This window comes from Bradyrhizobium sp. in8p8 (assembly GCF_000426845.1).
GTDB classification, from domain to species: domain Bacteria; phylum Pseudomonadota; class Alphaproteobacteria; order Rhizobiales; family Xanthobacteraceae; genus Bradyrhizobium; species Bradyrhizobium japonicum_C.
On sequence record NZ_AUGD01000004.1, the window covers coordinates 242,437 to 263,487 of the forward strand.

A 21,051-nucleotide genomic window follows, 5' to 3' on the forward strand; every position below is an offset into this window, starting at 1 on the left:
TGAGCGTGCTTCTCCCCTGGGCGCTGCCAGCGCCCCGAACTTATTTTCCCCGTGAACCTAGCGCGTCGGACGAGGGGAGGCGACAGCGAAATGCCGGGTGGCGGCAGGAACCGGGGCTTGTCGTCAAGGTGCAAGCGTGCACCGTGGGCGCCTCCCCGCTGGAGGGGGAGGGTCGATCGGGCGCAGCGCGAGCGGGTGAAGTGATCTCCACGCGGGCAGCGTTCGAGGTGGAGAGACCATTATCCAACCCCGTCTCACATTCGCTGCGCTCAAGGTGCGCCGGCCCACGGGCGAGCTACGCCCGTCCCGGCCCCTCCAGGGAAGGGTAAGGGCCTATTCCGCCGCGAGCGACTTCGCGCGCAGCGGCAGGCCGAGGCGGTCCCACACTTGAAGCAGCGCTTCGGCAAGTTGATCGATCAGGCCGTCATCGTGGTAGGGCGAGGGCGTGATGCGCAGCCGCTCGGTGCCCTTGGCGACGGTCGGGTAGTTGATCGGCTGGATGTAGATCCCGTGCTCTTCGAGCAGCAGGTCGGAGGCCTGCTTGCACTTCTCGGGGTCACCGACGAACAGCGGCACGATGTGGGTGTCACTCGACATCACCGGCAGGCCGGCGGCATTGAGGATCGCCTTGACGCGGGCGGCGCGGTCCTGGTGGCGCTCGCGCTCCCAGCTCGAGGTCTTCAGGTGCCTGATCGCGGCGGTGGCCGCCGAGCAGACCGCGGGCGGCAGAGCGGTGGTGAAGATGAAGCCCGGCGCGTAGGAGCGCACGGCATCGATGATCTGGCCGTTGGCCGCGATGTAGCCGCCGAGGCAGCCGAATGCTTTCGCCAGCGTGCCCTCGAGGATGTCGATGCGATGCATGACGCCGTCGCGCTCGGCGATGCCGCCGCCGCGCGGGCCGTACATGCCGACGGCGTGGACCTCGTCGACATAGGTCATCGCCCCATACTTCTCGGCGAGATCGCAGATCTTGGCGAGCGGGGCGACGTCGCCATCCATGGAATAGAGGCTCTCGCAGACGATCAGCTTCGGCCGATCGGGGCCGGCCGCTTTCAACAGCTCTTCCAGATGCGCCAGATCGTTGTGGCGGAACACGACCCGCTCGCAGCCGGACTGGCGGATGCCCTCGATCATCGAATTGTGGTTGAGCTCGTCCGACAGGATCAGGCAGTTCGGGATGAGCTTTGCGATGGTCGGGATGCCCGTCTGGTTCGAGACGTAGCCCGAGGTGAACAGCAGCGCGGCCTCCTTGCCGTGGAGGTCGGCGAGCTCGGCTTCGAGCTGGACCAGCGGATGGTGCGTGCCGGCGATGTTGCGGGTGCCGCCGGCGCCGGTGCCGACGCGCGTGGCTGTCTCGACCATGGCGCCGACCACCTTCGGATGCTGGCCCATGCCGAGATAATCGTTGGAACACCAGATCACGACGTCGCGCTTGCCCCTGGGCGAGTGCCAGACCGCGTGCGGGAACCGGCCGGCGGTGCGTTCGAGGTCGGCGAACACGCGATAGCGCCGCTCGGTGTGGAGACGATCGAGGGCGGAATCGAAGAACTGGTTGTAATCCATCGGCAAAACCTGCAGCGGAACCTGGCCCAAGGTGGCCGTTCGATTTTTAGAGCTTTTCGAGCTCCAATGTCCATGCGCCAGCACACATTTGAGGCAAGGCGAGCGGGTATATTGATAGCGGCGGATGGCGCGGGATTGTTGATTTGGATCAACCGCCTAGCGCTTCTGCAGCCCAGGACCGGGTTTCTTCGGGGAGGTCAGGGCTGTCGTGGACATTTTGTCTATGGTGCGCTCGCCGTTCATGATTGGCGGACCGGCCACACCGACGCCGCAGCTCCCGCAGGGTCGGCCAGCGCGGCGCACTCGCGCGAAAGGACGCCCCGATGAAACGTGTCATGATCCTCAACGGCCCCAACCTCAACATGCTTGGCATCCGTGAGCCGCACATCTACGGCACCACGACGCTCACAGAGGTCAACGCAAGCTGCGAGCAGGCTGCCGCCATGCTCGGGCTCAAGCTTGCCTTCCACCAGTCCAACCATGAGGGTGTACTCGTCGATCTGATCCAATCGGCGCGGCAGGACGCCGACGCCATCGTCATCAACCCGGCCGGTCTCTCCTTCACCTCGGTCTCGATCATGGACGCGATCAAGACGTTCGAGGGTCCGGTGCTGGAGGTGCACATCTCCAACATCCACGCCCGCGACGAATATCACCGCCACTCGAAGATCTCGTTCGTGGCGACCGGCGTGATCTGCGGGCTGGGGCCGTTCGGGTACATCGCAGCGCTGCACGCGATCGCGAACATGAAGTGAGCTGGCGCGGCAGCGGAGATCTGCTCCTCGCAGCGAGGGCGGCGTGATGACGGAGGCAATTCGCGGGTCTGGGTGGCGTCGAGGGCGCCTTTGTCGCGATCATGTACGGTGTCGCTGACGATCGGCTGCGCGCATCCCGACGCGCTTTCTCGACGCGACTTTCTCGCGGGTCGTCGCCACATACGAATGCGACTAGTCTGGTCTTTGCGCGTTTGTCTTGTCTCCAATATCGCTGGCAAACGCCGCCGCCATGGGGCAAAAGCTCGTGGCTCTATTCTCAAGGTCCAAGCCATGAAGCTTCCCACAGTCGGCCCAGCCGATATTCGCCGCGCCCTGCTGCTGCGCGAAGAGATCGCGCTTCTCGATCTCAGATACGAGGCCGCCTTCGCGACGGGACACCCGCTGTTTGCCGCCAACATGGCCGCCGACCGGATCGAGGTCGAAGCCGAGGTGAGATTGCCGCGCAAAAATGTGCCCATCGTTCTCTATGATGACGGCGAGGAGCTGGTCGAGGCGGGAGCCGAGCGTCTGGCCGCGCTCGGCTACACCGATGTCAGCGCACTCGGCGGCGGCCTGAAGGCCTGGCGCGCGGCAGGCTATGAAGCCTTCGAGGACGTCAACTCCTATTCGAAAGCGTTCGGCGAGCTGGTCGAGTCGCGCCGCCACACGCCCTCGCTCACCGCCGACGAGGTCGCAAGACTCATCGCCGACAAGGCCAACATCGCCATCCTCGACGTCCGCCGTTTCGACGAATATGCGACCATGAACATCCCGGGCTCGGTCAGCGTGCCCGGCGCCGAGCTGGTCCTGCGGGCAGGTCAAGCCGCGCCCGATCCCGACACCACCATCATCGTCAACTGCGCCGGTCGCACCCGCTCCATCATCGGCACCCAGTCTCTGATCAATGCCGGTGTGCCCAACAGGGTGCACGCGCTGCGCAACGGCACGATCGGCTGGACGCTGGCGCGGCATACGCTCGATCACGGCTCCGACAGGCGCGGCGCCATCGGGCCGGTCGAAGGCGGCCTGGCCAAGGCCCGCGATGTCGCCTATCGGGCTGGCGTCCGCCATGTCGGTGCGAACGAGATGTCGGCGCTTGCCACGCAGACCGCTCGCACGCTCTATCGCTTCGACGTGCGCGACGCCGAGGAATATGCGGCCGGCCATCTCCCAGGTTTCCGACACTATCCTGGCGGCCAACTGGTCCAGGAAACCGACATGGCCGCGCCCGTCCGCGGTGCACGCATTCTCCTGACGGACGACAAGAACATTCGGGCCGACATGACGGCGTCCTGGCTGGCACAGATGGGCTGGGAGGTTTATGTGCTCGAAGGCGGCTATGACGGTGCGCTCGAGGTCGGGCCGCCGCACGTCCTGCCGAAACCAAATCCCGCACACCGTTACCGCCGGCCCTACGAAGGGACCGACGTGGCCGAAGCTGCGATGCAGGCCTATCTCGAGTGGGAGTACGGCCTCGTCGAGCAGCTCCGCCGTGACGGCACGCATGGATTCTATGTGATTTGACCTGACGGGGGCGACGGGCGCCTAAGCGGGCCAACTTCTCCCCCTATCGAGCGCTATTGTGCCGCGCGCCGTCCGCGGTCTATGAGCTGCGTCGAAGCTGTGACTTACGGAGATTTCATGTCAGCCCCAGGCCGAAGCCCTGAGCGAAGCGCCAAGGCGCTGCTGCTCGAAGGCGTCAACGACAGTGCCGTGGATCTGTTCAGGAGCGCGGGTTTCACCAATGTCGAGCGGCTGACCAAGGCACTGGACGGCGAGGATCTGCGGCGCGCGCTCAAGGGCGTGTCGTTGCTCGGCATCCGCTCTCGCACCCAGATCACCGACGACGTGCTGGGCGCAGCCGACCAGCTTCTCGCGGTCGGCTGCTTCAGCGTCGGCACCAACCAGGTCGATCTTTCGGCGGCGCGCAAGCGCGGAATTCCCGTCTTCAACGCGCCGTTCTCCAACACCCGCAGCGTCGCCGAGCTCGTGATCGGCGAGATCGTGATGCTGCTGCGGCGGATCTTTCCGCGCTCGGTCTCGGCCCATGCCGGCGGCTGGGACAAGTCGGCGACCGGCAGCCGCGAGGTGCGCGGCCGCACGCTCGGCATCGTCGGCTACGGCAATATCGGCTCGCAGCTCTCGACTCTGGCCGAAGCCATGGGCATGCGCGTGATCTATTTCGACCGCACTGACAAGCTCCGCCACGGCAACACCGAGCCGGTCGAGAAGCTCGAAGAGCTGCTGGCGCAGAGCGACGTCGTCAGCCTGCACGTGCCGGAGACACCGGAGACCGCGGGCATGATCGGGGAGAAGGAACTGCGGGCGATGAAGCCCGGCTCGTTCCTCATCAACAATAGCCGCGGCACCGTGGTCGATCTCGATGCGCTCGCCGGCGCCCTGCGCGACGGTCACCTTGCCGGCGCGGCGATCGACGTATTTCCGGTCGAGCCGTCTTCGAACGCGGAGCGTTTCAAGAGTCCGGTGCAGGGCCTCGAGAACGTCATCCTCACGCCGCATATCGGTGGATCGACCGAGGAGGCGCAGGAGCGCATCGGCGGCGAAGTCGCGCGCAAGCTGGTCGACTATTACATCACCGGCTCGACCATGGGCGCGGTGAATTTCCCCGAAGTGCAGTTGCATCTTCGCCCCTCCGGCGCGCGCTTCAGCCATGTCCATCGCAACGTGCCGGGCATGCTGCGGCGGCTGAACGAGGTCTTCCTCCAGCGGGACATCAACATCGCCGCGCAATATCTGGAGACCGCCGGCGACCTCGGCTATGTCGTGCTCGACGCCGATCTCGGTGGTCAGGATTCCGGCGAATTGCTCCAGCAGATCCGCAGCCTCGAGGGGACGGTCGGCGCACGGCTGGTGTTCGAGCATTAAAGCGGTCGTCTGCCGGGCTTCGAGTTTCACCTGCGCGGTTTAGCGAAACGCCTCGTTTGACAAAAGCCCCGCGCTTGTCTATATATTTCGCATGCGAAATAATAGCGGCGCGGGACACCACCGGCTGATCTACCTGCTGAGCGTCGCGAACCGGCGCTTGCAGCGCTGGATGGCTGCGCGGCCGGAGAGCGCGGTGACGCCGGCACAGGCCGGGCTGCTCTTCATTCTCGGCAAGCAGGATGGCGTGCTGATGGGCGAGGCGGGCGCGGCGCTTGATCTGGGGCCGGGCGGCATCTCGGGCCTCGTCGACCGCACCGCAGCCGCAAAGCTGATCGAGCGGCGGGCTGATCGCGAAGACGGCCGCGCCTGGCGGATCTGGTTGACGCCGAAGGGGCGCGCCGCGCTGGCGCAGGCCAAAGCAGGCGCGGCAGAGGTCAACGCGGCGCTGACGGAAGGATTTACGGCAGCGGAGATCGACATCGTCGCGCGCTGGCTGACGAGCATTCAGGACAAGTTTCCAAGAGGAGCAGACGAATGACCGAGCACGTCCGGATCGATAACAGCGGCGGAATTCTCACGTTGACATTGGCGCGCCCCGACAAGAAGAACGCGCTGACCGATGCGATGTACGGCAAGCTCGGCGATGCAATCGAATCTGCCGAGTTCGATCCGTCCGCCCGCGTGATCCTGATTCGCGGCGAGGGCGACATGTTCACCGCCGGCAACGATGTCGGGGAATTCGCCGCTGTCGCAGCCGGAAAATCGGAAGGCAGCCGCAACGTCGTACGTTTCATCCAGTCGCTGGCGCGCTGCACCCGGCCGCTGGTCGCGGCCGTGCAGGGCCGCGCCGTCGGCGTCGGCACCACGATGCTGCTGCATTGCGATCTCGTCGTCCTCGCCGACAATGCGCAATTATCGACGCCGTTCGTCAGCCTCGCGCTCGTGCCGGAGGCTGCTTCCAGTCTGCTGATGCCGGCGCGTATCGGCCATGCGCGCGCCTATGAGATGTTTGCGCTCGGCGAGACCGTGCCGGCCAAGTCGGCGCTGGAATGGGGGCTTGCCAACCGTGTGGTTCCGCTCGAGAGGCTCGATGCCGAGGCGCTTGCACTGGCGCAGCGTCTTGCCCGCCAGCCGGCCGGCGCCCTCACAGCGACCAAGCGGCTGATGCGCAACGGAGAGGCTCTGGTCGCTCAGATGCAGGCCGAAGGCGAGCAGTTCGCGCAGCGCCTGCGCACTGCCGAGGCGCGTGAGGCGTTCACGGCATTCGCCGAGCGCCGCCCTCCGGATTTCACGAAAGTGGCGTAAAGGCCCAAGTTCCTGGGACCGGTACTTCCCGGGACACACATCATTTGAATAAACCTTAACGAAACTTTGGCATGTCCCCCTGCAAGATGACCGCTCGCGACGAGTAGGTCTTTTGGTCCATGTCAATTTTTAAGAAATCGGTAAGCACGCTCCTCCTGGTTCTGATGACGCTGCTGGCCGCCGGTGCGCTGACCAGCACGGCCATACAGATGGTCGGGGCCTTCGGCCGTTACAGCGACAGCCTGGAGACCGAGCGGCTCGCGAATGCCGACAAGGCGATATTCCATGGCGTGCTCGCGTTGCGTAACAATCGCGGCGACGCGCAGAGCGTGCTGCTAGGCGAGGACGATCCGCGCGCCAAGCTCGGTGTCGCGGAGAAGGCGGAGCAGGCCGGCTTCGATGCCATCATCGCCGCGCTCTCCACCGTCGAATTCGCCCGGCGCGACGAGCTCGCGGCCACGTTGAAGCAGCGCTGGAGCGAGGCCGCGCCGAAGTTCCAGCTGTTCTATGACGAGGCCAAGCTGCCGCGCGCCGACCGCAAAGTGGAGCGCACGGCACCCTGGTACGATGCGGTGACCAAGGTGATCGAGCCGGCCAATCTGGCGTCCACCGCGGTGTCGAACCGGGCCTGGATGAACGATCCCTTCATCGCCCGCATGATCCAGGTCCGCCGCCTCGCCTGGCAGGTGCGAGATCGCTACGGCATCCAGTGCTCGACCTTGCGCCCGAACGTCAATGCCAGCAAGCCGCTCGACGAGAGGCAGAAGCAGACGGTGGCAGGCTGGAACGGCATCATTACCGCCGGCTGGACCGGCATGGAGGAGGTGCTGGCGGCGCCTGACGTGACGACCGACCTCGTTAACACCGCCAAGGAGGCGCGCGCCAGGACCGACGGTGTCCTCAAGCAGATCGGCGACATCACCAGGAACTTGGACGGCAGCGGCCGTCCCGCGATGCCGGCTTCGGAATGGAACGCGTTGTGCCAGTCTCCGTTCGCCTCCATCGTCGCGGTCGCGAACAAGGCACTCGACCTGTCGATCGCGCGCGCCGACACGGTTCAGGCGAAGGCCCTCACCAATCTGGTCGTGCAATCGCTCGCATTCCTGCTCGCGCTGGCCGTGACCCTGACCGGCGTGTTCGTGGTGCGCAACCGTCTCGTGCGGCCGGTGGGCGCTATCCTCGACGCCATCGCCCGCATCAGCGCACGTGACTATGAGACGCCGGTGCCGCAACCCCGCCATCGCGACGAGTTCGGCACCATGGCTGCTGCGCTTGAAAGCCTGCGCGAGAGCGCGGCGACGGCGGAACGGCTGGGCCGGGAGCGCGAATCGCAACAGGCGCTGCAGCTCGCCCGCTCCGGCAGCGTCGACGCAGCCTGCCGCAGCTTTGATGATGCGGTGCAGGCGGTCATCCAGAGCGTCGTGGCCTCGACGCAGGAGCTCGATGCCACCGCAACCGGCGTACGCTCGCTGGTCTCGGAATCGAGCAGCCAGACCGCCGCGGTTTCATCCGCCGCCGAGCAGGCCACCAACAATCTCGAGACTATCGCTGCCGCGACCGAGGAGCTCTCCGCATCCGTCGGCGAGATTTCCGCGCAGGTGCAGTCGAGCGCACGGGAGGCCCGCGAAGCTGTCGCACAGGCTGAGCAGACCAATGCGACGGTGGAGATCCTCGACCAGACTGCAAGCCGCATCGGCGAGGTCGTCAAGATGATCAACGCCATCGCCGGCCAGACCAACCTTCTGGCCCTGAACGCCACCATCGAAGCTGCGCGGGCAGGCGAGGCCGGCCGCGGCTTCGCCGTGGTTGCAGGTGAGGTCAAGAGCCTCGCTGCGCAGACGGCGACAGCGACCGAAGAGATCTCGCGCCAGGTCGAGGAGATCCAGGGCGCGACCGGCCAGGCTGTTGCTGCGATCCGCTCGATCGGCGGCGCCATCAGCGGCATCGACGAGAAGATGACCGCGATCGCCGCCGCGGTCGAGCAGCAACGCGCGGCGACCACCGAGATTTCGCGCAATTTCCAGCAGGCAGCTCAGGGCACCCGCGAGGTCACCGACACCATCGGCAGCGTCGCGAGACTTAATCAGGAGACCGGCAACGCCGGCACGGTGCTGTCGGAGTCCGTCAAGAAGATGTCGGTCGACGCGGATCGCCTCCGCGTCGCGGTCGAGGGCTTCCTGGGAGCGGTGAAGACCGCATAAGATTGATCTCTCCGTCGAGTGACGAGCGGGCATTGCCGCCGGTCCGCGCGGCAGGTACATCTGTGCCGCCACAGCTCGCTAGCGGCACCAGACAGAAGACACGTCAGGGATGGAGAGTTCGATGCCGGTCACCCCACACAAGGCCCCGCGTCCCTATCGCGGAGTGTTCCCCGTCGCGCCCACCATTTTCGACGAGCGCGGTGAGCTCGACCTCGAAGGCCAGCGCCGCTGCATCGATTTCATGATCGATGCCGGCTCCCACGGCGTCTGCATCCTCGCCAATTTTTCCGAGCAATTCGTGCTCACCGATGCGGAACGAGAGGCCGTGATGCACGCCGTGCTGGAGCATGTTGCAGGCCGGGTTCCCGTGATCGTCACCACCACGCATTTCAGCTCGGCCGTCTGCGCGGCCCGCAGCAAGCAAGCGGAGGCGGCGGGCGCCGCCATGGTGATGGTGATGCCGCCCTATCACGGCGCGACGTTCCGGGTCCCCGAGAAAGGCATCATCGAATTCTTTAAGGTCCTCTCCGGCGCGATCGACATTCCCATCATGATTCAGGACGCACCTGTTGCCGGCACGCCGCTGTCGGTCGAGCTGCTCGCGCGACTGGCGCGCGACTTCTCCAACATCCGCTACTTCAAGATCGAGGTGGCCGGCGCGGCCGCAAAGCTCCGCAGCCTGATCGAGGCCGGCGGCAAGGACATCGAAGGCCCATGGGACGGCGAGGAGGCAATCACGCTGCTGGCCGACCTCGACGCCGGCGCCACCGGCGCGATGACTGGCGGCGGCTATGCCGACGGCATCCGGCAGATCGTGGACCCCTATTTCGCCGGCGATCGCGAAAAGGCCAAGGCCGCCTACGAGCGCTGGCTGCCGCTGATCAACTACGAGAACCGCCAATGCGGCCTGATCGCCTGCAAGGTGATGATGCAGGCCGGCGGGATCATCAAGTCGGATGCGGTGCGCCATCCGCTCCAGCCGCTGCATCCGGCAACGCGGGCGGGCCTGCTGGAGCTTGCGAAGGAGCGCGACGCACTGGCGCTGCGGTGGGGAAAGTAGCTCTCTCCGCCGTCATTGCGAGGAGCGCAACCGAGGAAGTAATCCAGAGCACCTTGCGGAGACAATCTGGACTATCTGGATTGCTTCGCTGCGCTCGCAATGACCAGTTTGGAGGTTACTCGGCCAGCAGCCACTCGCCAATGACGCGGAAGCGCGCCTTGGCATCATCTTGCCTGAACAGCGCGATACGGTCGATCATCAAGCTCTCGAGCTTCAGCCCTGCAAATCGCCCCCGCAGCATCTCGAGGATCGGCCCGCGCCGCTCGACATCCAGCCGCCCGGTCAGCGTCATGTGGAAGCGGAACTCCTCCATCACGTAAGGGTAGCCCCAGCGGTCGAGATAATCGCGCTGCCGCTGGCTCAGCTTCTCGGGCCGTCGACGTGCGCGATCCTCCGCCGTCAGCGCGGCGCGAAACGGATCGAAATCGCGCACGCAATCGGCGGCGAGCTGTTGCAGTGCATCGACCGGTTCGGCCGGAATGACGGCAATGAATCCGCTGATGGAATCCACAATCGGCCGAATCACGGGGCGCGGTCGTGACCTGCCGGCGAATGCCGCGCAGGCGGCCATCAGCTCCACCTCGGTCTTGCCGGACGCTAGCACCATCGGCGCTTTCAGCGTCGCGTGAAAACCGTACTTGCGGGGGTCGGCGGTGACGTCGCTCCAGTCCGCAGCGAGCTGCAAAGCGTCGGCGGGAAAGGCTAGTTCGTTGCCGGTGCAGGCATCATAGCCGAGCAGCTCGGCGCCGAAGCGGGAGAGGGCGCTGTTGCGGCCTGCGGCAAAATAGATCGCGTAGCGGGGAAGACCTGTCATCGCCTCAGCATAGCCAATTTAGGCGGCCACGATAGCCTGGCGCGGCGCCGCTGCCGCGGTGAGCAGCCGAGTTGCATCGCTGAGATGCACGAGCTTGCCACCTGAGATCACCGCGATCAGCCGCGGGCGTAGCGCCATGCTGCCGTCGACGAGGAGAATGTCGGCGCGGCATCCTTCCGCGAGCATGCCGCGATCGGCAAGGCCGGTCGCGCGCGCGGGGCCGGCGGAGACCAGGTCCCAGGCCTTCGCCAGCGGCAGCACGCCGTCGGCAGCGAGCCGGAACGCGGCGAGCAGCTGCGCGGGATAATAATAGTCCGACGCCAGCACCGAGCAGAGGCCCTTGGCGATCATGTCCGATGCTCTGGTCCAGCCGGTGTGGCTGCCGCCGCGCACGACGTTGGGCGCGCCGTAGACGATGGCGTCACCGGCATCCGCAGCGGCGCGCGCCGTCTCCTCGTTGATCGGAAACTCCGCGATGTGAGCGCCGAGTTCGCGAAAATGCCGGCGCATCGCCGGCGTCGCATCGTCATGCGAAAGCATTCGCACCCCGGCAGCGCGGGCGACCGCAGCCAGCCGCGATACCGAGGCCGGCACAGCGTCGGCGCGCGAAACCACGCGCTCGACCAGCCGATCGAACTCGTCGATCGAAAGGCAGGTCCGCTCCACCATGCGGTTGCGCTTGCGGGGCTTGGCCATGTCGGCGACGGTCCCGTCCATGTGGTCGTTGAAGGCGAACAGGTCGACGCGGCCGTCAGCGAGCCACTGGCTGATCTCGGCCTCGGCGTCGAGATTGTAGGTTTCGTGGCGCAGGTGGAAGCGGGTATCGGCAGCGAATTGCGGGCGCTGCCGCTCGATGGCTTCCAGCAGTCCGCGCGCATTGTCGGCGCTGCGCAGGCCCGGCTCCCAGGAACAGGTCGTGGCGTGAAACACCGTGGTGATGCCGTTGCTGATCGCCTGGCGATCGCTGTCGGCAAGCGCGACGTCGATTGGGAAATTGACGCCTGCGCGGGGCATCATCTGCCGCTCGAAGGCATCGCCGTGCAGATCGACGATGCCCGGCAGCACCAGCAGGTCGCGGGCATCGAGCGCCAGCCGCGCACGGCCTCGAGAAGCATCGACCTGGGCGATATCCGTTCCGGATACCAGAAGTGAGGTTTCGACGAACTCGGTGCCGATCAGGGCCCGGCCGCTTTCGAGGACTATGTCTGTCACGCGATCGCGCTTCGTTTGCTGGCGGGAGAATTGGTGAGAGGGCTCGCCTGTGCTTCGTATGTCGCAAGAAAATCTTCAATCCCGAGCTTGCGAAAATCCGGCAGCGCCCGGCGCAACTTGTCGTGATCCCAGTCCCACCACGCGAGCCTGGCAAGCCGCCCAGCGATCTCCTCCGAGAAGCGCCGCCGCACGATCCGGGCCGGATTGCCGGCAACGATGGTGTAGGCCGGCACGTCCTTGGTGACGATGGCGCCGGCGGCAATCACCGCGCCGGTGCCGATGTTGCGACCCGGCAGCACGACGGCGCCGTGGCCGATCCAGACGTCGTGGCCGATATGGATGTGATGCTGGCGCCGCCACTCGAAGAATTCGGCATCGTCGCTCTCGCCCTCGAAATAGGCGCTGGAGCGGTAGGTGAAATGCGCCTGTGTCGCGCGGTGCATCGGATGGTTGCCCGGATTGATGCGCGTCATTGCCGCGATCGAGCAGAACTTTCCGACAGTGGTGTAGGTGATCTGCGAATCGTTCACGACATAGGAGTAATCGCCCATCGCCACTTCATGCAGGATGGTGCGTGCGCCGACCTCGGTATAGGCGCCGAGCCGGGTCTCATGCAGCACGGCCGAAGGGTCGATGGTCGGCTGAACCGAGAGAATTTTGGCCATGTCGTATCCCTGGTGCGAAGGCGGGCGTTCCTCTTCGAGCGGCTTGATGACAATGTCATGACGTCGAGATGACGGGGGATGAACCGCACAGGATCGCCGCACCGCAACGGTACTGTCACACAAGTGTTAAGCACCGACGTTAGCGGTTGGGCCCAGCAAATCTGGAGCCTGGCATGCTGGTGGTGGATGGTCTGACGTGTCGCTTCGGCACAAAAGCCGCTGTGGACGACACCTCGTTTCAAGTGTCCCCCGGCGGCTTCGTCGGTGTGATCGGGCGATCCGGCGCCGGCAAGTCGACCTTGCTGCGGAGCATCAATCGACTGGTGACGCCGACCGAGGGGCGCATCCTGTTCGATGGCGTCGACGTCACCGCATTGCGCGGCAAAGAGTTGCGCCAATGGCGGGCGCGGTCAGCGATGATCTTCCAGCAGTTCAATCTGGTCGGCCGGCTCGATGTCCTCACGAACGTCCTGATGGGACGGCTAGCGGCCATGCCGGCCTGGCGCTCACTGTCCCAAATTTGGCCGGAGCAGGACAAGGCGCTGGCGATGTCCGCGCTGGAACAGTTCGATATCGCGTCGCTTGCCGCCCAGCGCGCCGACCAGCTCTCCGGCGGTCAGCAGCAGCGCGTGGCGATCGCGCGCGCCCTGGTGCAACAGCCCGACATTATTCTGGCCGACGAGCCGATTGCCTCGCTCGACCCGCGCAACACCAAGGTCGTGATGGATGCGCTTCTGCGCATCAACAAGCATTTCGGCATCACCGTGCTCTGCAATCTGCATTCGCTCGATCTCGCCCGCAGCTACTGCGACCGCCTGATCGGCATGGCCGCGGGCCGCGTGGTGTTCGACGGCGCGCCGTCGATGCTGACCGATCAGGTCGCGCGCGAGCTCTACGATCTCGAAGCCAACGAGGTCATGGGTGGTGCGCCGGCCGCCGCGCCCGAGGGTGTTCCGGCGCTCGGCAGCGCTGCCGCCGCCTGAGCGGCGGGAGCGCACACTCAACGTCTCGCGTTAAACGAACTCCAGCTGAAGAAGAGGGGTATCATGATTACTCGTCGATTGGTTCTTGCCGGTGCCGCGGCCCTGGCCTTCACCACCTCCGCCTCCGCCGAAGACTGGCGGAAGAAATACCCGGAGATCACTCTGGCCGTCGTTCCGGCGGAGAATGCCTCCGGTGTGACCGAGCGGTTTACGCCCTTCATCAACTATCTGTCGAAGGAACTCGGTACGAAGGTCACGCTGCGCGTCGCCAACGACTATGCCGCCGTGATCGAAGGCCAGCGCGCCGGAAACATTCACATCGGCTATTACGGCCCTGCGGCCTTTGCCCGCGCCCGGCTGACCGGTGTCAAGACCGATGCGTTTGCGATCGAGGTCAATGCTGACGGCTCGAAGGGCTACTACTCGGTCTTCTACGTGCTCGCGAAATCGCCCTACCAGAAGATCGAGGACCTCAAGGGCAAGAACCTCGGGTTGGTCGACCCGAACTCGACGTCGGGCAACAACATGCCCCGCTTCAAGCTGAACCAGATGGGCGTCGATCCCGAGGCCTATTTCTCCAAGGTCGTCTTCACCGGGAGCCATGAAAACGCGGTGCTGGCGCTGGCGCAAGGCACTGTGGATGTCGCCGCCAACTGGTGGAACGCCGAGGATGATTCCAACCTGACCCGCATGCTCAACAAGGGCATGGTGAAGAACGCCGACGGCGCGCCGATGAAGAAGGAGGACTTCCGCGTCATCGTGAAATCGGACATGATCATCAATTCGCCCGTCGCCTATCTCAGCGACCTTCCGGACGACATGAAAACCGCGATCAAGAAGGCGTTCCTGGACGCCGCGCAGAAGGACCCCGAAGCCTTCAAGAAGCTCTCCGACGGCAAGAACAAGCCCTGGGATCCGGTCACGAACGAAGAGTACAACAAAACGATCGAGCTGATTAAGTTCGTCGACCATCTGCGCAAGAAGGCGTCCTGATCGTAGGGACACATCGCCCGAGCCGGGTCAATCGACCCGGCTCTTTCCATGATCGGCTCGCCTCCCACCGAATGACAATTGCGGTTTCGATCCTTCCCGAGCAGCAGCTGACTGTGCTGAATGCGGCCTATCGCAAGGCGGTCGCACGCAAGCGGTTACGGCTGCTGCTTGGCACTGTGCTGTTCATCGCCGCGCTGCTTGTCGCTGCGGTCGGCGCCGAAGTGAACTTGCGCACCTTCTTCACCCATTTCGGCAATTTCGTCAGCTACTTCGATCGTATTCTCACGCTCGACACTGGCCAGCGCGTCTGGACCGATCTCGGCGAGTGGTTCTGGGGCTGGCGCAAATGGCTGAAGCTGCTCGCCGAAACGCTTCTGGTGAGCTATGTCGGTACGTTGATCGGGGCTATCCTCGCCTTCGGCTTGAACTTCTTTGCGGCCGCGAACACCGCGCCGGCGCGCTGGCTGCTCTTCGTCGTGCGTCGCCTGCTTGAATTCGCCCGCACCGTGCCGAGCATCGTATTCGCGTTGATCTTCGTCATTGCCTTCGGCCTCGGACCGATGGCGGGCGTGCTGGCGATCGCCATCCACTCGACCGGCGCGCTCGGCAAATTGTTCTCCGAGATCGTCGAGAATGCGGACATGAGGCCGGTCGAAGGCGTGCGCTCGACCGGGGCAAGCTGGCTGTCCTGCATGCGCTTTGCCGTGCTGCCGCAGGTGATCGCAGGCTATGCCAGCTACGCGCTGCTGCGCTTCGAGATCAATGTACGAGAAGCCTCGGTGATGGGCTTTGTCGGGGCCGGCGGCATCGGACAGGAGCTGATTGTTGCGATCCGCAAGTTCTACTATTCGGACGTCAGCGCGATCCTTCTGACCATCATCGTCACGGTCTTCCTTATCGACATCGGCACCGGCTGGCTGCGCGGCCGCCTGTTCGGCAGCGAGGCGCGGACATGAGCCGCCACCCCGAGGTCGATACGGTACAGCTTCGCGCGCGCCACCCGAATGTCTTCAACCGGCCGGCGTCGGCGCGGCTCGCGACGCCGGCGATGCTTGCCGCCGCGCTCGCGCTCCTGGTGTTCGGGCTGGTCGACCTCGACTTTTCGCCGTCGCGTTTCGTTGCCGGCGTCAATCAGCTTGGCTGGATCACGATGATGATGATCCCGCCCGATCCCGGCTCGTCGCTGCCGCTCTATCTGAAGGCGCTCGGAGAGACGCTGTCGATCGCGCTGCTCGGTACCACGCTCGCCGCCCTGTTCGCACTCCCGGTGAGCCTGCTTGCCGCGCGCAACATCGTGCCGTCGGGCTTCTTCCGTTTCCCGGTCCGGCGCTTCCTCGATTCGATTCGCGGCGTCGACACGCTGATCTGGGCGCTGGTCTGGATCAATGTCGTGGGTCTCGGGCCGTTTGCCGGGGTGCTGGCGATCGCGGTGTCGGATTTCGGCGCGTTCGGCAAATTGTTCTCGGAAGCGATCGAGGCCGCCGACCAGAAGGAGGTCGAGGGCATCCGTGCCTCCGGCGGCAGTGCCCTGCACGAGATCCGTTTCGGTCTGATGCCGCAGGTGCTGCCCGTCATCGCCGGCCAGGTGCTCTACTATATCGAATCGAACACCCGATCGGCCACCATCATCGGCATCGTCGGCGCCGGCGGTATCGGCCTGCAACTAGCCGAGCAGATCCGCGTGCTGGAATGGCAGAAGGTCTCGTTCCTGATCCTGATGATCCTGATCGCAGTCGCCGCGATCGATTTCATCTCGGGCAAGCTGCGCTTTGCGATCATCGGGCGAAGGCCGGTGGTGTAGAAGATCCTTTCCGTCATGGCCGGGCTTGACCCGGCCATCCACGCTCTTTTTGTGGGATCGGAACGGAGAATGCCCGGCTCAAGCCCGGGTATGACCGGAACGTGGAACTGGCTGCGGTCGCCTACGACTCCACCAAGAACTCCACCCGCTCCGCGGCGAAGCGCGAATGCTTGGTCAGCAGCGGCTTGCCCGCGAGGTCGTGGTCGGTGGCGTCGACCACGAGAATCGGCCGACCCAGCGCCAGATCGAGCCGTACGGCATCGGTCGCGTCGACGATGCCGGCGGTAATTCGGGTCGCGCCGCGGCGGTAGTCGCGCACGCCGTAATGCGCGAGCAGCTTCGTCATGGAGTGCGTGGCTGCGAACACGGCGCCCGCGTCCGGAAACAGTTCCGCCGAGAGCCAGGTGGTCGAGACGCAGATCGGCGTGCGATCAGCGAGGCGGATCGCCTCGATTCGCACCAGCGGTGCGCCGGTCTTCAACCCCAGCTCCCGCGCGAGCTCGCGCGTCGCGACATCATCGCTTGCCTCGATCAGACGCCCATGCGGCTCCCGTCCTCCGGCGCCGACGATCTCGGAAAATCGCGTGCGCGAGCGCAAGGGATAGGCGAGCTTCTGCGCCTCGACATAGGTTCCGCTGCCGCGCTCGGCGCGCACGAGACCGCGCTCGGCGAGCGCAGCCAGCGCGCGCCGCACGGTGTGACGGTTGACGCGATAGGCCTCGGCGATCTCCACCTCACCGGGAAGCTTGTCGCCCGCCGCAAAGCGGCCGTCCGCGATGCCGCGCTCGATGCCGTCGGCGACGAGACGCCAGAGCGCGACGCCCGAAGAGGCTGTGTCCTGCATGCTCATGTCGCGGAAGCCTACTCCAGAAATCACATCATTGTCACGAAACGGTCATGGCGCGTCCGTATGAAGTTGTCTATTATCATAGACAACTTCGGCGCGGCAAGTTCGGTGGAGCAGGTGACGCAGCACAACAATCAGCAAGCCCAGCGCAGGGCCGCGATGGCGGTGCTGGCGCACGCGGAGGCGGGCGAGATCGCCGCTCGCCTCCGCAACCTGGCACTCCCGGCCCATCAGGATCTGCGCGCGCCCGAAAACGGCCTCGTCATGCTGCGCGGCCGGGTCGGGGGCGACGGAGCACCGTTCAATCTCGGCGAAGCCACGGTGTCGCGCGCCGCGGTGCGGCTTGCGACCGGCGAGATCGGCTTCGGCTATACGCTGGGACGCGACGGTGAGAAGGCGCGGCTGATCGCGCTATGCGATGCGCTGGTGCAATCCCGTGAATTCGGCAGCGCGCTGGAGCGCGACGTGATTGCCCCGTTGCGCGACCAGCTCATGATCAAGCGTCAGCGGGCCGCGGAAGAGACCGCTGCGACGAAGGTTGATTTCTACACCATGGTGCGCGGTGAGGGGTGAGATCATGACCACGATTGCAGAACTGCCGCCCGGTTTCGTAGACAAGGTGTTGTCGGCACAGTCGACCTTCCGCTCGGTCATGGATGCGATGGCGCGGCCGGGTTCGGTCCGGCGCATTGTGCCGGGAGCGGGGACGCCAGGGCCGATGATGCGGGGCACCGCTGCGATCGCGCTGACGCTGTTCGATCACGACACGCCGCTCTGGCTCGACGCGCGGATGGCGGAGAGCTCGGACGTGGTGAAGTGGCTCAAGTTTCACACCGGCGCCCCGGTGGTGCAGGACACGTCCATTGCAGGCTTCGCGCTGATCGGCGATGGCGCAGCTTTGCCCTCGCTGGAGCGTTTTGCGCTCGGCACCAGCGAATATCCGGATCGATCGACCACGGTGATTCTCCAGGTCGATTCGCTCGATGCCGGGCGCGGCTTCGAGCTGCGCGGCCCCGGCATCGACGGTGTCGCGACGCTCAAGGCGTCGATCACGCCTTACGATCTATTCGAGCGCCTGCATGTCAACGAGGCGCTGTTTCCGCGCGGCATCGATGTGGTGCTGGTCGCGGATGATGCCGTGGTTGCGATCCCCCGCACTACGCGCGTCGTGAGCAAGGAAAGCTGAAAAATGTATGTCGCAGTCAAGGGCGGCGAACGCGCCATCGAGAACGCCCACCGCCTGCTCGCCCATAAGCGGCGCGGCGACCAGGGCGTTCCGGAGGTCACGCTCGCCCAGATCTCCGAGCAGCTCGGTCTCGCCGTCGACCGCGTCATGAGCGAAGGCTCGCTCTACGACCGCGAGCTTGCGGCGCTCGCGATCAAGCAGGCGCGTGGCGACCTGATCGAAGCGATCTTCCTGGTTCGCGCTTTCCGCGCCACGATGCCGCGCTTCGGCAGCAGCGAGCCGGTGGACACCGGCACCATGCGAGTACGGCGGCGGGTATCGGCCACGTTCAAGGACATTCCCGGCGGGCAGATTCTCGGGCCGACCTTCGACTACACGCATCGCCTGCTCGATCCCTTGCTTGCTGAAGGCCTTGCGCCGGAAGCGCCGGCAACGGCCGACGCGCACACCGCGCCAACGCCGCGCGTGACGGACATTCTCGGGCGCGATGGGCTGATCGAATGTTCGCCGCCGGCCGACGACGGCGCAAGCGTCGGCGATCTTACCCGCGAGCCGCTGAACTTTCCCGCGGATCGTGATTTGCGGCTGCAGAACCTCGCGCGCGGCGACGAGGGTTTCCTCCTTGCGATGGGCTATTCCACCCAGCGCGGCTATGGCCGCAATCACCCCTTCGTCGGCGAGATTCGCTTCGGTGAGGTCGAGGTCGAACTGTTCGCCGAGGACGCCGGCTTTGCGGTGCCGCTGGGCTCGATCGAGCTGACCGAGTGCCAGATGGTCAACCAGTTCAAGGGCTCCGCGACCGAAGCGCCGTGCTTCACCCGCGGCTATGGCCTCGCCTTCGGTCAGAGCGAGCGCAAGACCATGTCGATGGCGCTGGTCGACCGGGCATTGCGTGCCCGTGAGCTCGGCGAAGAGGTGCGTGCACCGGCCCAGGACGAGGAGTTCGTGATGTCGCATTCGGACAACGTCCAGGCGACCGGCTTCGTCGAGCATCTGAAGCTGCCGCATTATGTCGACTTCCAGTCCGAGCTCGGCCTGTTGCGCAAGCTGCGTCAAGAGTTTGCCGATGCCAGCACGCCCGATGCCATGAAGGAGGCCGCGGAATGAACGCGCCCGCCTACAATTTCGCCTATCTCGACGAGCAGACCAAGCGGATGATCCGTCGCGCCATCCTGAAGGCGATCGCGATCCCCGGCTACCAGGTGCCGTTCGCCAGCCGCGAGATGCCGATGCCCTATGGCTGGGGCACCGGCGGCGTACAGGTGACGGCTGCGATCCTCGGGCCCGAGGACGTGCTGAAGGTGATCGATCAGGGCTCCGACGACACCACCAACGCGATCTCGATCCGCAAGTTCTTCGCCAAGACCGCCGGTGTCGCCACGACGACGGCGACGAATGAAGCTACCGTGATCCAGACCCGTCACCGCATTCCGGAAACGGCGCTGCACGAGAACCAGGTGCTGGTCTATCAGGTGCCGATCCCCGAGCCGCTGCGTTTCCTCGAACCGCGCGAGACCGAGACGCGGCGCATGCACGCGCTCGCCGAATACGGCCTGATGCACGTGAAGCTCTACGAGGACATCGCCCGCTTCGGTCACATCGCGACGGCCTACGCCTATCCCGTGAAGGTCAACGCCCGTTATGTGATGGATCCGTCGCCGACCCCTAAATTCGACAATCCCAAGATGGACAATTGCCCGGCGCTGCAATTGTTCGGCGCCGGCCGCGAGAAGCGGATTTACGCGATCCCGCCTTACACCCAGGTGGTCTCGCTCGATTTCGAGGATCATCCGTTCGAGCCGTACCGTTTCAACGCGCCCTGTGCGTTGTGTGGCGCAGAGAACTCCTACCTCGACGAGATCGTCACCGACGACAAGGGAGGACGGATGTTCGTCTGCTCGGACACAGACTATTGCGAAGGCCGTCAGGCCACCGGCCATCACGGCAGCCTCAGCGCCGCGCCGTACAAGGAGAAGGCGCATGGTTGATCAAGCCGCGCTTGAAAGCGACCAGCCGCTGCTGACGGCGAAATCCCTCGGCAAGTCCTTCGGCCGCATCGCCGCCTGCCGCGACGTTTCCTTCGCGCTCTATCCCGGCGAGGTGCTGGCGATTGTCGGCGAGTCAGGGTCGGGTAAGTCGACGCTGTTGCAGATGCTGTCGGGCCAGCTGGCGCCGAGCGCCGGCCATGTGTCCTACCGCATGCGCGACGGCGTCACCCGTGATCTCACGACGCTCGGTGAAGCCGAGCGACGTTTCCTGTTTCGAACCGATTGGGGGTTCGTACACCAGGATCCCGCGCAGGGCCTGCGCATGGCGGTCTCGGCCGGTGCCAATGTCGGCGAGCGTCTGATGGCGGTGGGCTGGAATCACTACGGCCGCATCCGCGACACGGCGTCCGATTGGCTTAGCCGGGTCGAGATCGACGTCGCGCGCATCGACGATGCTCCGCGCACCTATTCCGGCGGCATGCGCCAGCGTCTTCAGATCGCCCGCAACCTCGTCACCGAGCCGCGGCTGGTATTCATGGACGAGCCGACCGGCGGCCTCGACGTCTCCGTGCAGGCGCGGCTGCTCGATCTTGTGCGCAGCCTGGTCGCCGAGCTGCATCTGGCCGTCATCATCGTCACGCATGATCTTGCTGTGGCTCGCCTTTTGTCGCACCGGGTGATGGTGATGAAAGGCGGGCGTGTCATCGAGACCGGCCTCACGGACCAGGTGCTCGACGATCCCCGAGAGCCCTATACGCAGCTCCTTGTCTCCTCCATTCTGCCGCCATGAGT

Annotated in this window: 21 protein-coding genes; 16 read left to right on the plus strand and 5 right to left on the minus strand. The window is 65.3% G+C overall.

The window, feature by feature from the left end:
• Window positions 1-333: 333 nt before the first annotated feature.
• The gene (gene hemA / locus K408_RS0113720; protein ID WP_024339096.1) at window positions 334-1,563 is read right to left on the minus strand and encodes a 5-aminolevulinate synthase; all 1,230 of its coding nucleotides are present in this window, start codon (window positions 1,561-1,563) and stop codon (window positions 334-336) included.
• 323 nt (window positions 1,564-1,886) lie between these two features.
• Between hemA and aroQ the strand changes: the two genes are divergently transcribed.
• The 7 genes from aroQ (at window position 1,887) to K408_RS0113755 (ending at window position 9,770) form a co-directional block, all read left to right on the plus strand.
• Complete coding sequence (gene aroQ, locus K408_RS0113725; protein WP_024339095.1) at window positions 1,887-2,318, plus strand: type II 3-dehydroquinate dehydratase; 432 nt, start codon at window positions 1,887-1,889, stop codon at window positions 2,316-2,318.
• Window positions 2,319-2,609: 291 nt separating this feature from the next.
• Window positions 2,610-3,842 (plus strand): rhodanese-like domain-containing protein, encoded by a 1,233-nt coding sequence (locus K408_RS0113730; protein ID WP_024339094.1) that lies wholly within the window; start codon window positions 2,610-2,612, stop codon window positions 3,840-3,842.
• Between the two features lie 117 nt (window positions 3,843-3,959).
• A complete protein-coding gene (gene serA / locus K408_RS0113735; protein WP_024339093.1) occupies window positions 3,960-5,204 on the plus strand; it encodes a phosphoglycerate dehydrogenase in 1,245 nt (414 codons plus the stop codon).
• A 91-nt stretch (window positions 5,205-5,295) separates the two neighbouring features.
• A complete protein-coding gene (locus K408_RS0113740; protein ID WP_024339092.1) occupies window positions 5,296-5,742 on the plus strand; it encodes a MarR family winged helix-turn-helix transcriptional regulator in 447 nt (148 codons plus the stop codon).
• Window positions 5,739-6,509, plus strand: coding sequence for an enoyl-CoA hydratase (locus K408_RS0113745; protein ID WP_024339091.1), 771 nt, complete (start codon window positions 5,739-5,741; stop codon window positions 6,507-6,509). Before K408_RS0113740 ends, K408_RS0113745 begins: the two co-directional genes overlap by 4 nt.
• 119 nt (window positions 6,510-6,628) lie before the next feature.
• Window positions 6,629-8,710, plus strand: a complete 2,082-nt coding sequence (locus K408_RS0113750) for a methyl-accepting chemotaxis protein (protein ID WP_024339090.1) — start codon at window positions 6,629-6,631, stop codon at window positions 8,708-8,710.
• 121 nt (window positions 8,711-8,831) lie between these two features.
• On the plus strand, window positions 8,832-9,770 hold the full coding sequence (locus K408_RS0113755) for a dihydrodipicolinate synthase family protein (protein ID WP_028145888.1): 939 nt from the start codon (window positions 8,832-8,834) through the stop codon (window positions 9,768-9,770).
• Between the two features lie 115 nt (window positions 9,771-9,885).
• On the opposite strand, the gene K408_RS0113760 is transcribed toward K408_RS0113755, so the two are convergent.
• From K408_RS0113760 to K408_RS0113770, 3 genes are read right to left on the minus strand one after another with little or no spacing between them, the layout of a single operon-like run.
• Complete coding sequence (locus K408_RS0113760) at window positions 9,886-10,584, minus strand: DUF1045 domain-containing protein (RefSeq protein WP_024339088.1); 699 nt, start codon at window positions 10,582-10,584, stop codon at window positions 9,886-9,888.
• An 18-nt stretch (window positions 10,585-10,602) separates the two neighbouring features.
• Complete coding sequence (locus tag K408_RS0113765; RefSeq protein ID WP_024339087.1) at window positions 10,603-11,796, minus strand: alpha-D-ribose 1-methylphosphonate 5-triphosphate diphosphatase; 1,194 nt, start codon at window positions 11,794-11,796, stop codon at window positions 10,603-10,605.
• A complete protein-coding gene (locus K408_RS0113770) occupies window positions 11,793-12,461 on the minus strand; it encodes a transferase hexapeptide repeat family protein (RefSeq protein WP_024339086.1) in 669 nt (222 codons plus the stop codon). The genes K408_RS0113765 and K408_RS0113770 overlap by 4 nt, the downstream gene beginning before the upstream one ends.
• A gap of 173 nt (window positions 12,462-12,634) precedes the next feature.
• Between K408_RS0113770 and phnC the strand changes: the two genes are divergently transcribed.
• The 4 genes from phnC (at window position 12,635) to phnE (K408_RS0113790) (ending at window position 16,238) form a co-directional block, all read left to right on the plus strand.
• Complete coding sequence (gene phnC, locus K408_RS0113775) at window positions 12,635-13,444, plus strand: phosphonate ABC transporter ATP-binding protein (protein WP_024339085.1); 810 nt, start codon at window positions 12,635-12,637, stop codon at window positions 13,442-13,444.
• 63 nt (window positions 13,445-13,507) lie between these two features.
• Window positions 13,508-14,437 (plus strand): phosphonate ABC transporter substrate-binding protein, encoded by a 930-nt coding sequence (gene phnD / locus K408_RS0113780; RefSeq protein WP_024339084.1) that lies wholly within the window; start codon window positions 13,508-13,510, stop codon window positions 14,435-14,437.
• A gap of 71 nt (window positions 14,438-14,508) precedes the next feature.
• Window positions 14,509-15,393, plus strand: a complete 885-nt coding sequence (gene phnE, locus K408_RS0113785; protein ID WP_024339083.1) for a phosphonate ABC transporter, permease protein PhnE — start codon at window positions 14,509-14,511, stop codon at window positions 15,391-15,393.
• On the plus strand, window positions 15,390-16,238 hold the full coding sequence (phnE, locus tag K408_RS0113790; RefSeq protein ID WP_024339082.1) for a phosphonate ABC transporter, permease protein PhnE: 849 nt from the start codon (window positions 15,390-15,392) through the stop codon (window positions 16,236-16,238). The genes phnE (K408_RS0113785) and phnE (K408_RS0113790) overlap by 4 nt, the downstream gene beginning before the upstream one ends.
• Before the next feature lie 121 nt (window positions 16,239-16,359).
• On the opposite strand, the gene phnF is transcribed toward phnE (K408_RS0113790), so the two are convergent.
• Window positions 16,360-17,088, minus strand: coding sequence for a phosphonate metabolism transcriptional regulator PhnF (gene phnF / locus K408_RS0113795; RefSeq protein ID WP_024339081.1), 729 nt, complete (start codon window positions 17,086-17,088; stop codon window positions 16,360-16,362).
• A gap of 105 nt (window positions 17,089-17,193) precedes the next feature.
• On the opposite strand from phnF, the gene phnG reads away from it, so the two are divergent.
• The 5 genes from phnG to phnK are packed head-to-tail and all read left to right on the plus strand — an operon-like array spanning window position 17,194 to window position 21,049.
• Complete coding sequence (gene phnG, locus K408_RS0113800; RefSeq protein ID WP_024339080.1) at window positions 17,194-17,658, plus strand: phosphonate C-P lyase system protein PhnG; 465 nt, start codon at window positions 17,194-17,196, stop codon at window positions 17,656-17,658.
• A gap of 4 nt (window positions 17,659-17,662) precedes the next feature.
• Window positions 17,663-18,271 carry a phosphonate C-P lyase system protein PhnH gene (phnH, locus tag K408_RS0113805; RefSeq protein WP_024339079.1) on the plus strand — a complete coding sequence of 203 codons (609 nt, stop codon included), beginning with the start codon at window positions 17,663-17,665 and terminating at the stop codon, window positions 18,269-18,271.
• Window positions 18,272-18,274: 3 nt separating this feature from the next.
• Window positions 18,275-19,378 (plus strand): carbon-phosphorus lyase complex subunit, encoded by a 1,104-nt coding sequence (locus K408_RS0113810; RefSeq protein ID WP_024339078.1) that lies wholly within the window; start codon window positions 18,275-18,277, stop codon window positions 19,376-19,378.
• Window positions 19,375-20,259 carry an alpha-D-ribose 1-methylphosphonate 5-phosphate C-P-lyase PhnJ gene (locus K408_RS0113815; RefSeq protein WP_024339077.1) on the plus strand — a complete coding sequence of 295 codons (885 nt, stop codon included), beginning with the start codon at window positions 19,375-19,377 and terminating at the stop codon, window positions 20,257-20,259. The genes K408_RS0113810 and K408_RS0113815 overlap by 4 nt, the downstream gene beginning before the upstream one ends.
• A complete protein-coding gene (gene phnK, locus K408_RS0113820; protein ID WP_024339076.1) occupies window positions 20,252-21,049 on the plus strand; it encodes a phosphonate C-P lyase system protein PhnK in 798 nt (265 codons plus the stop codon). The genes K408_RS0113815 and phnK overlap by 8 nt, the downstream gene beginning before the upstream one ends.
• Window positions 21,050-21,051 lie beyond the last annotated feature (2 nt).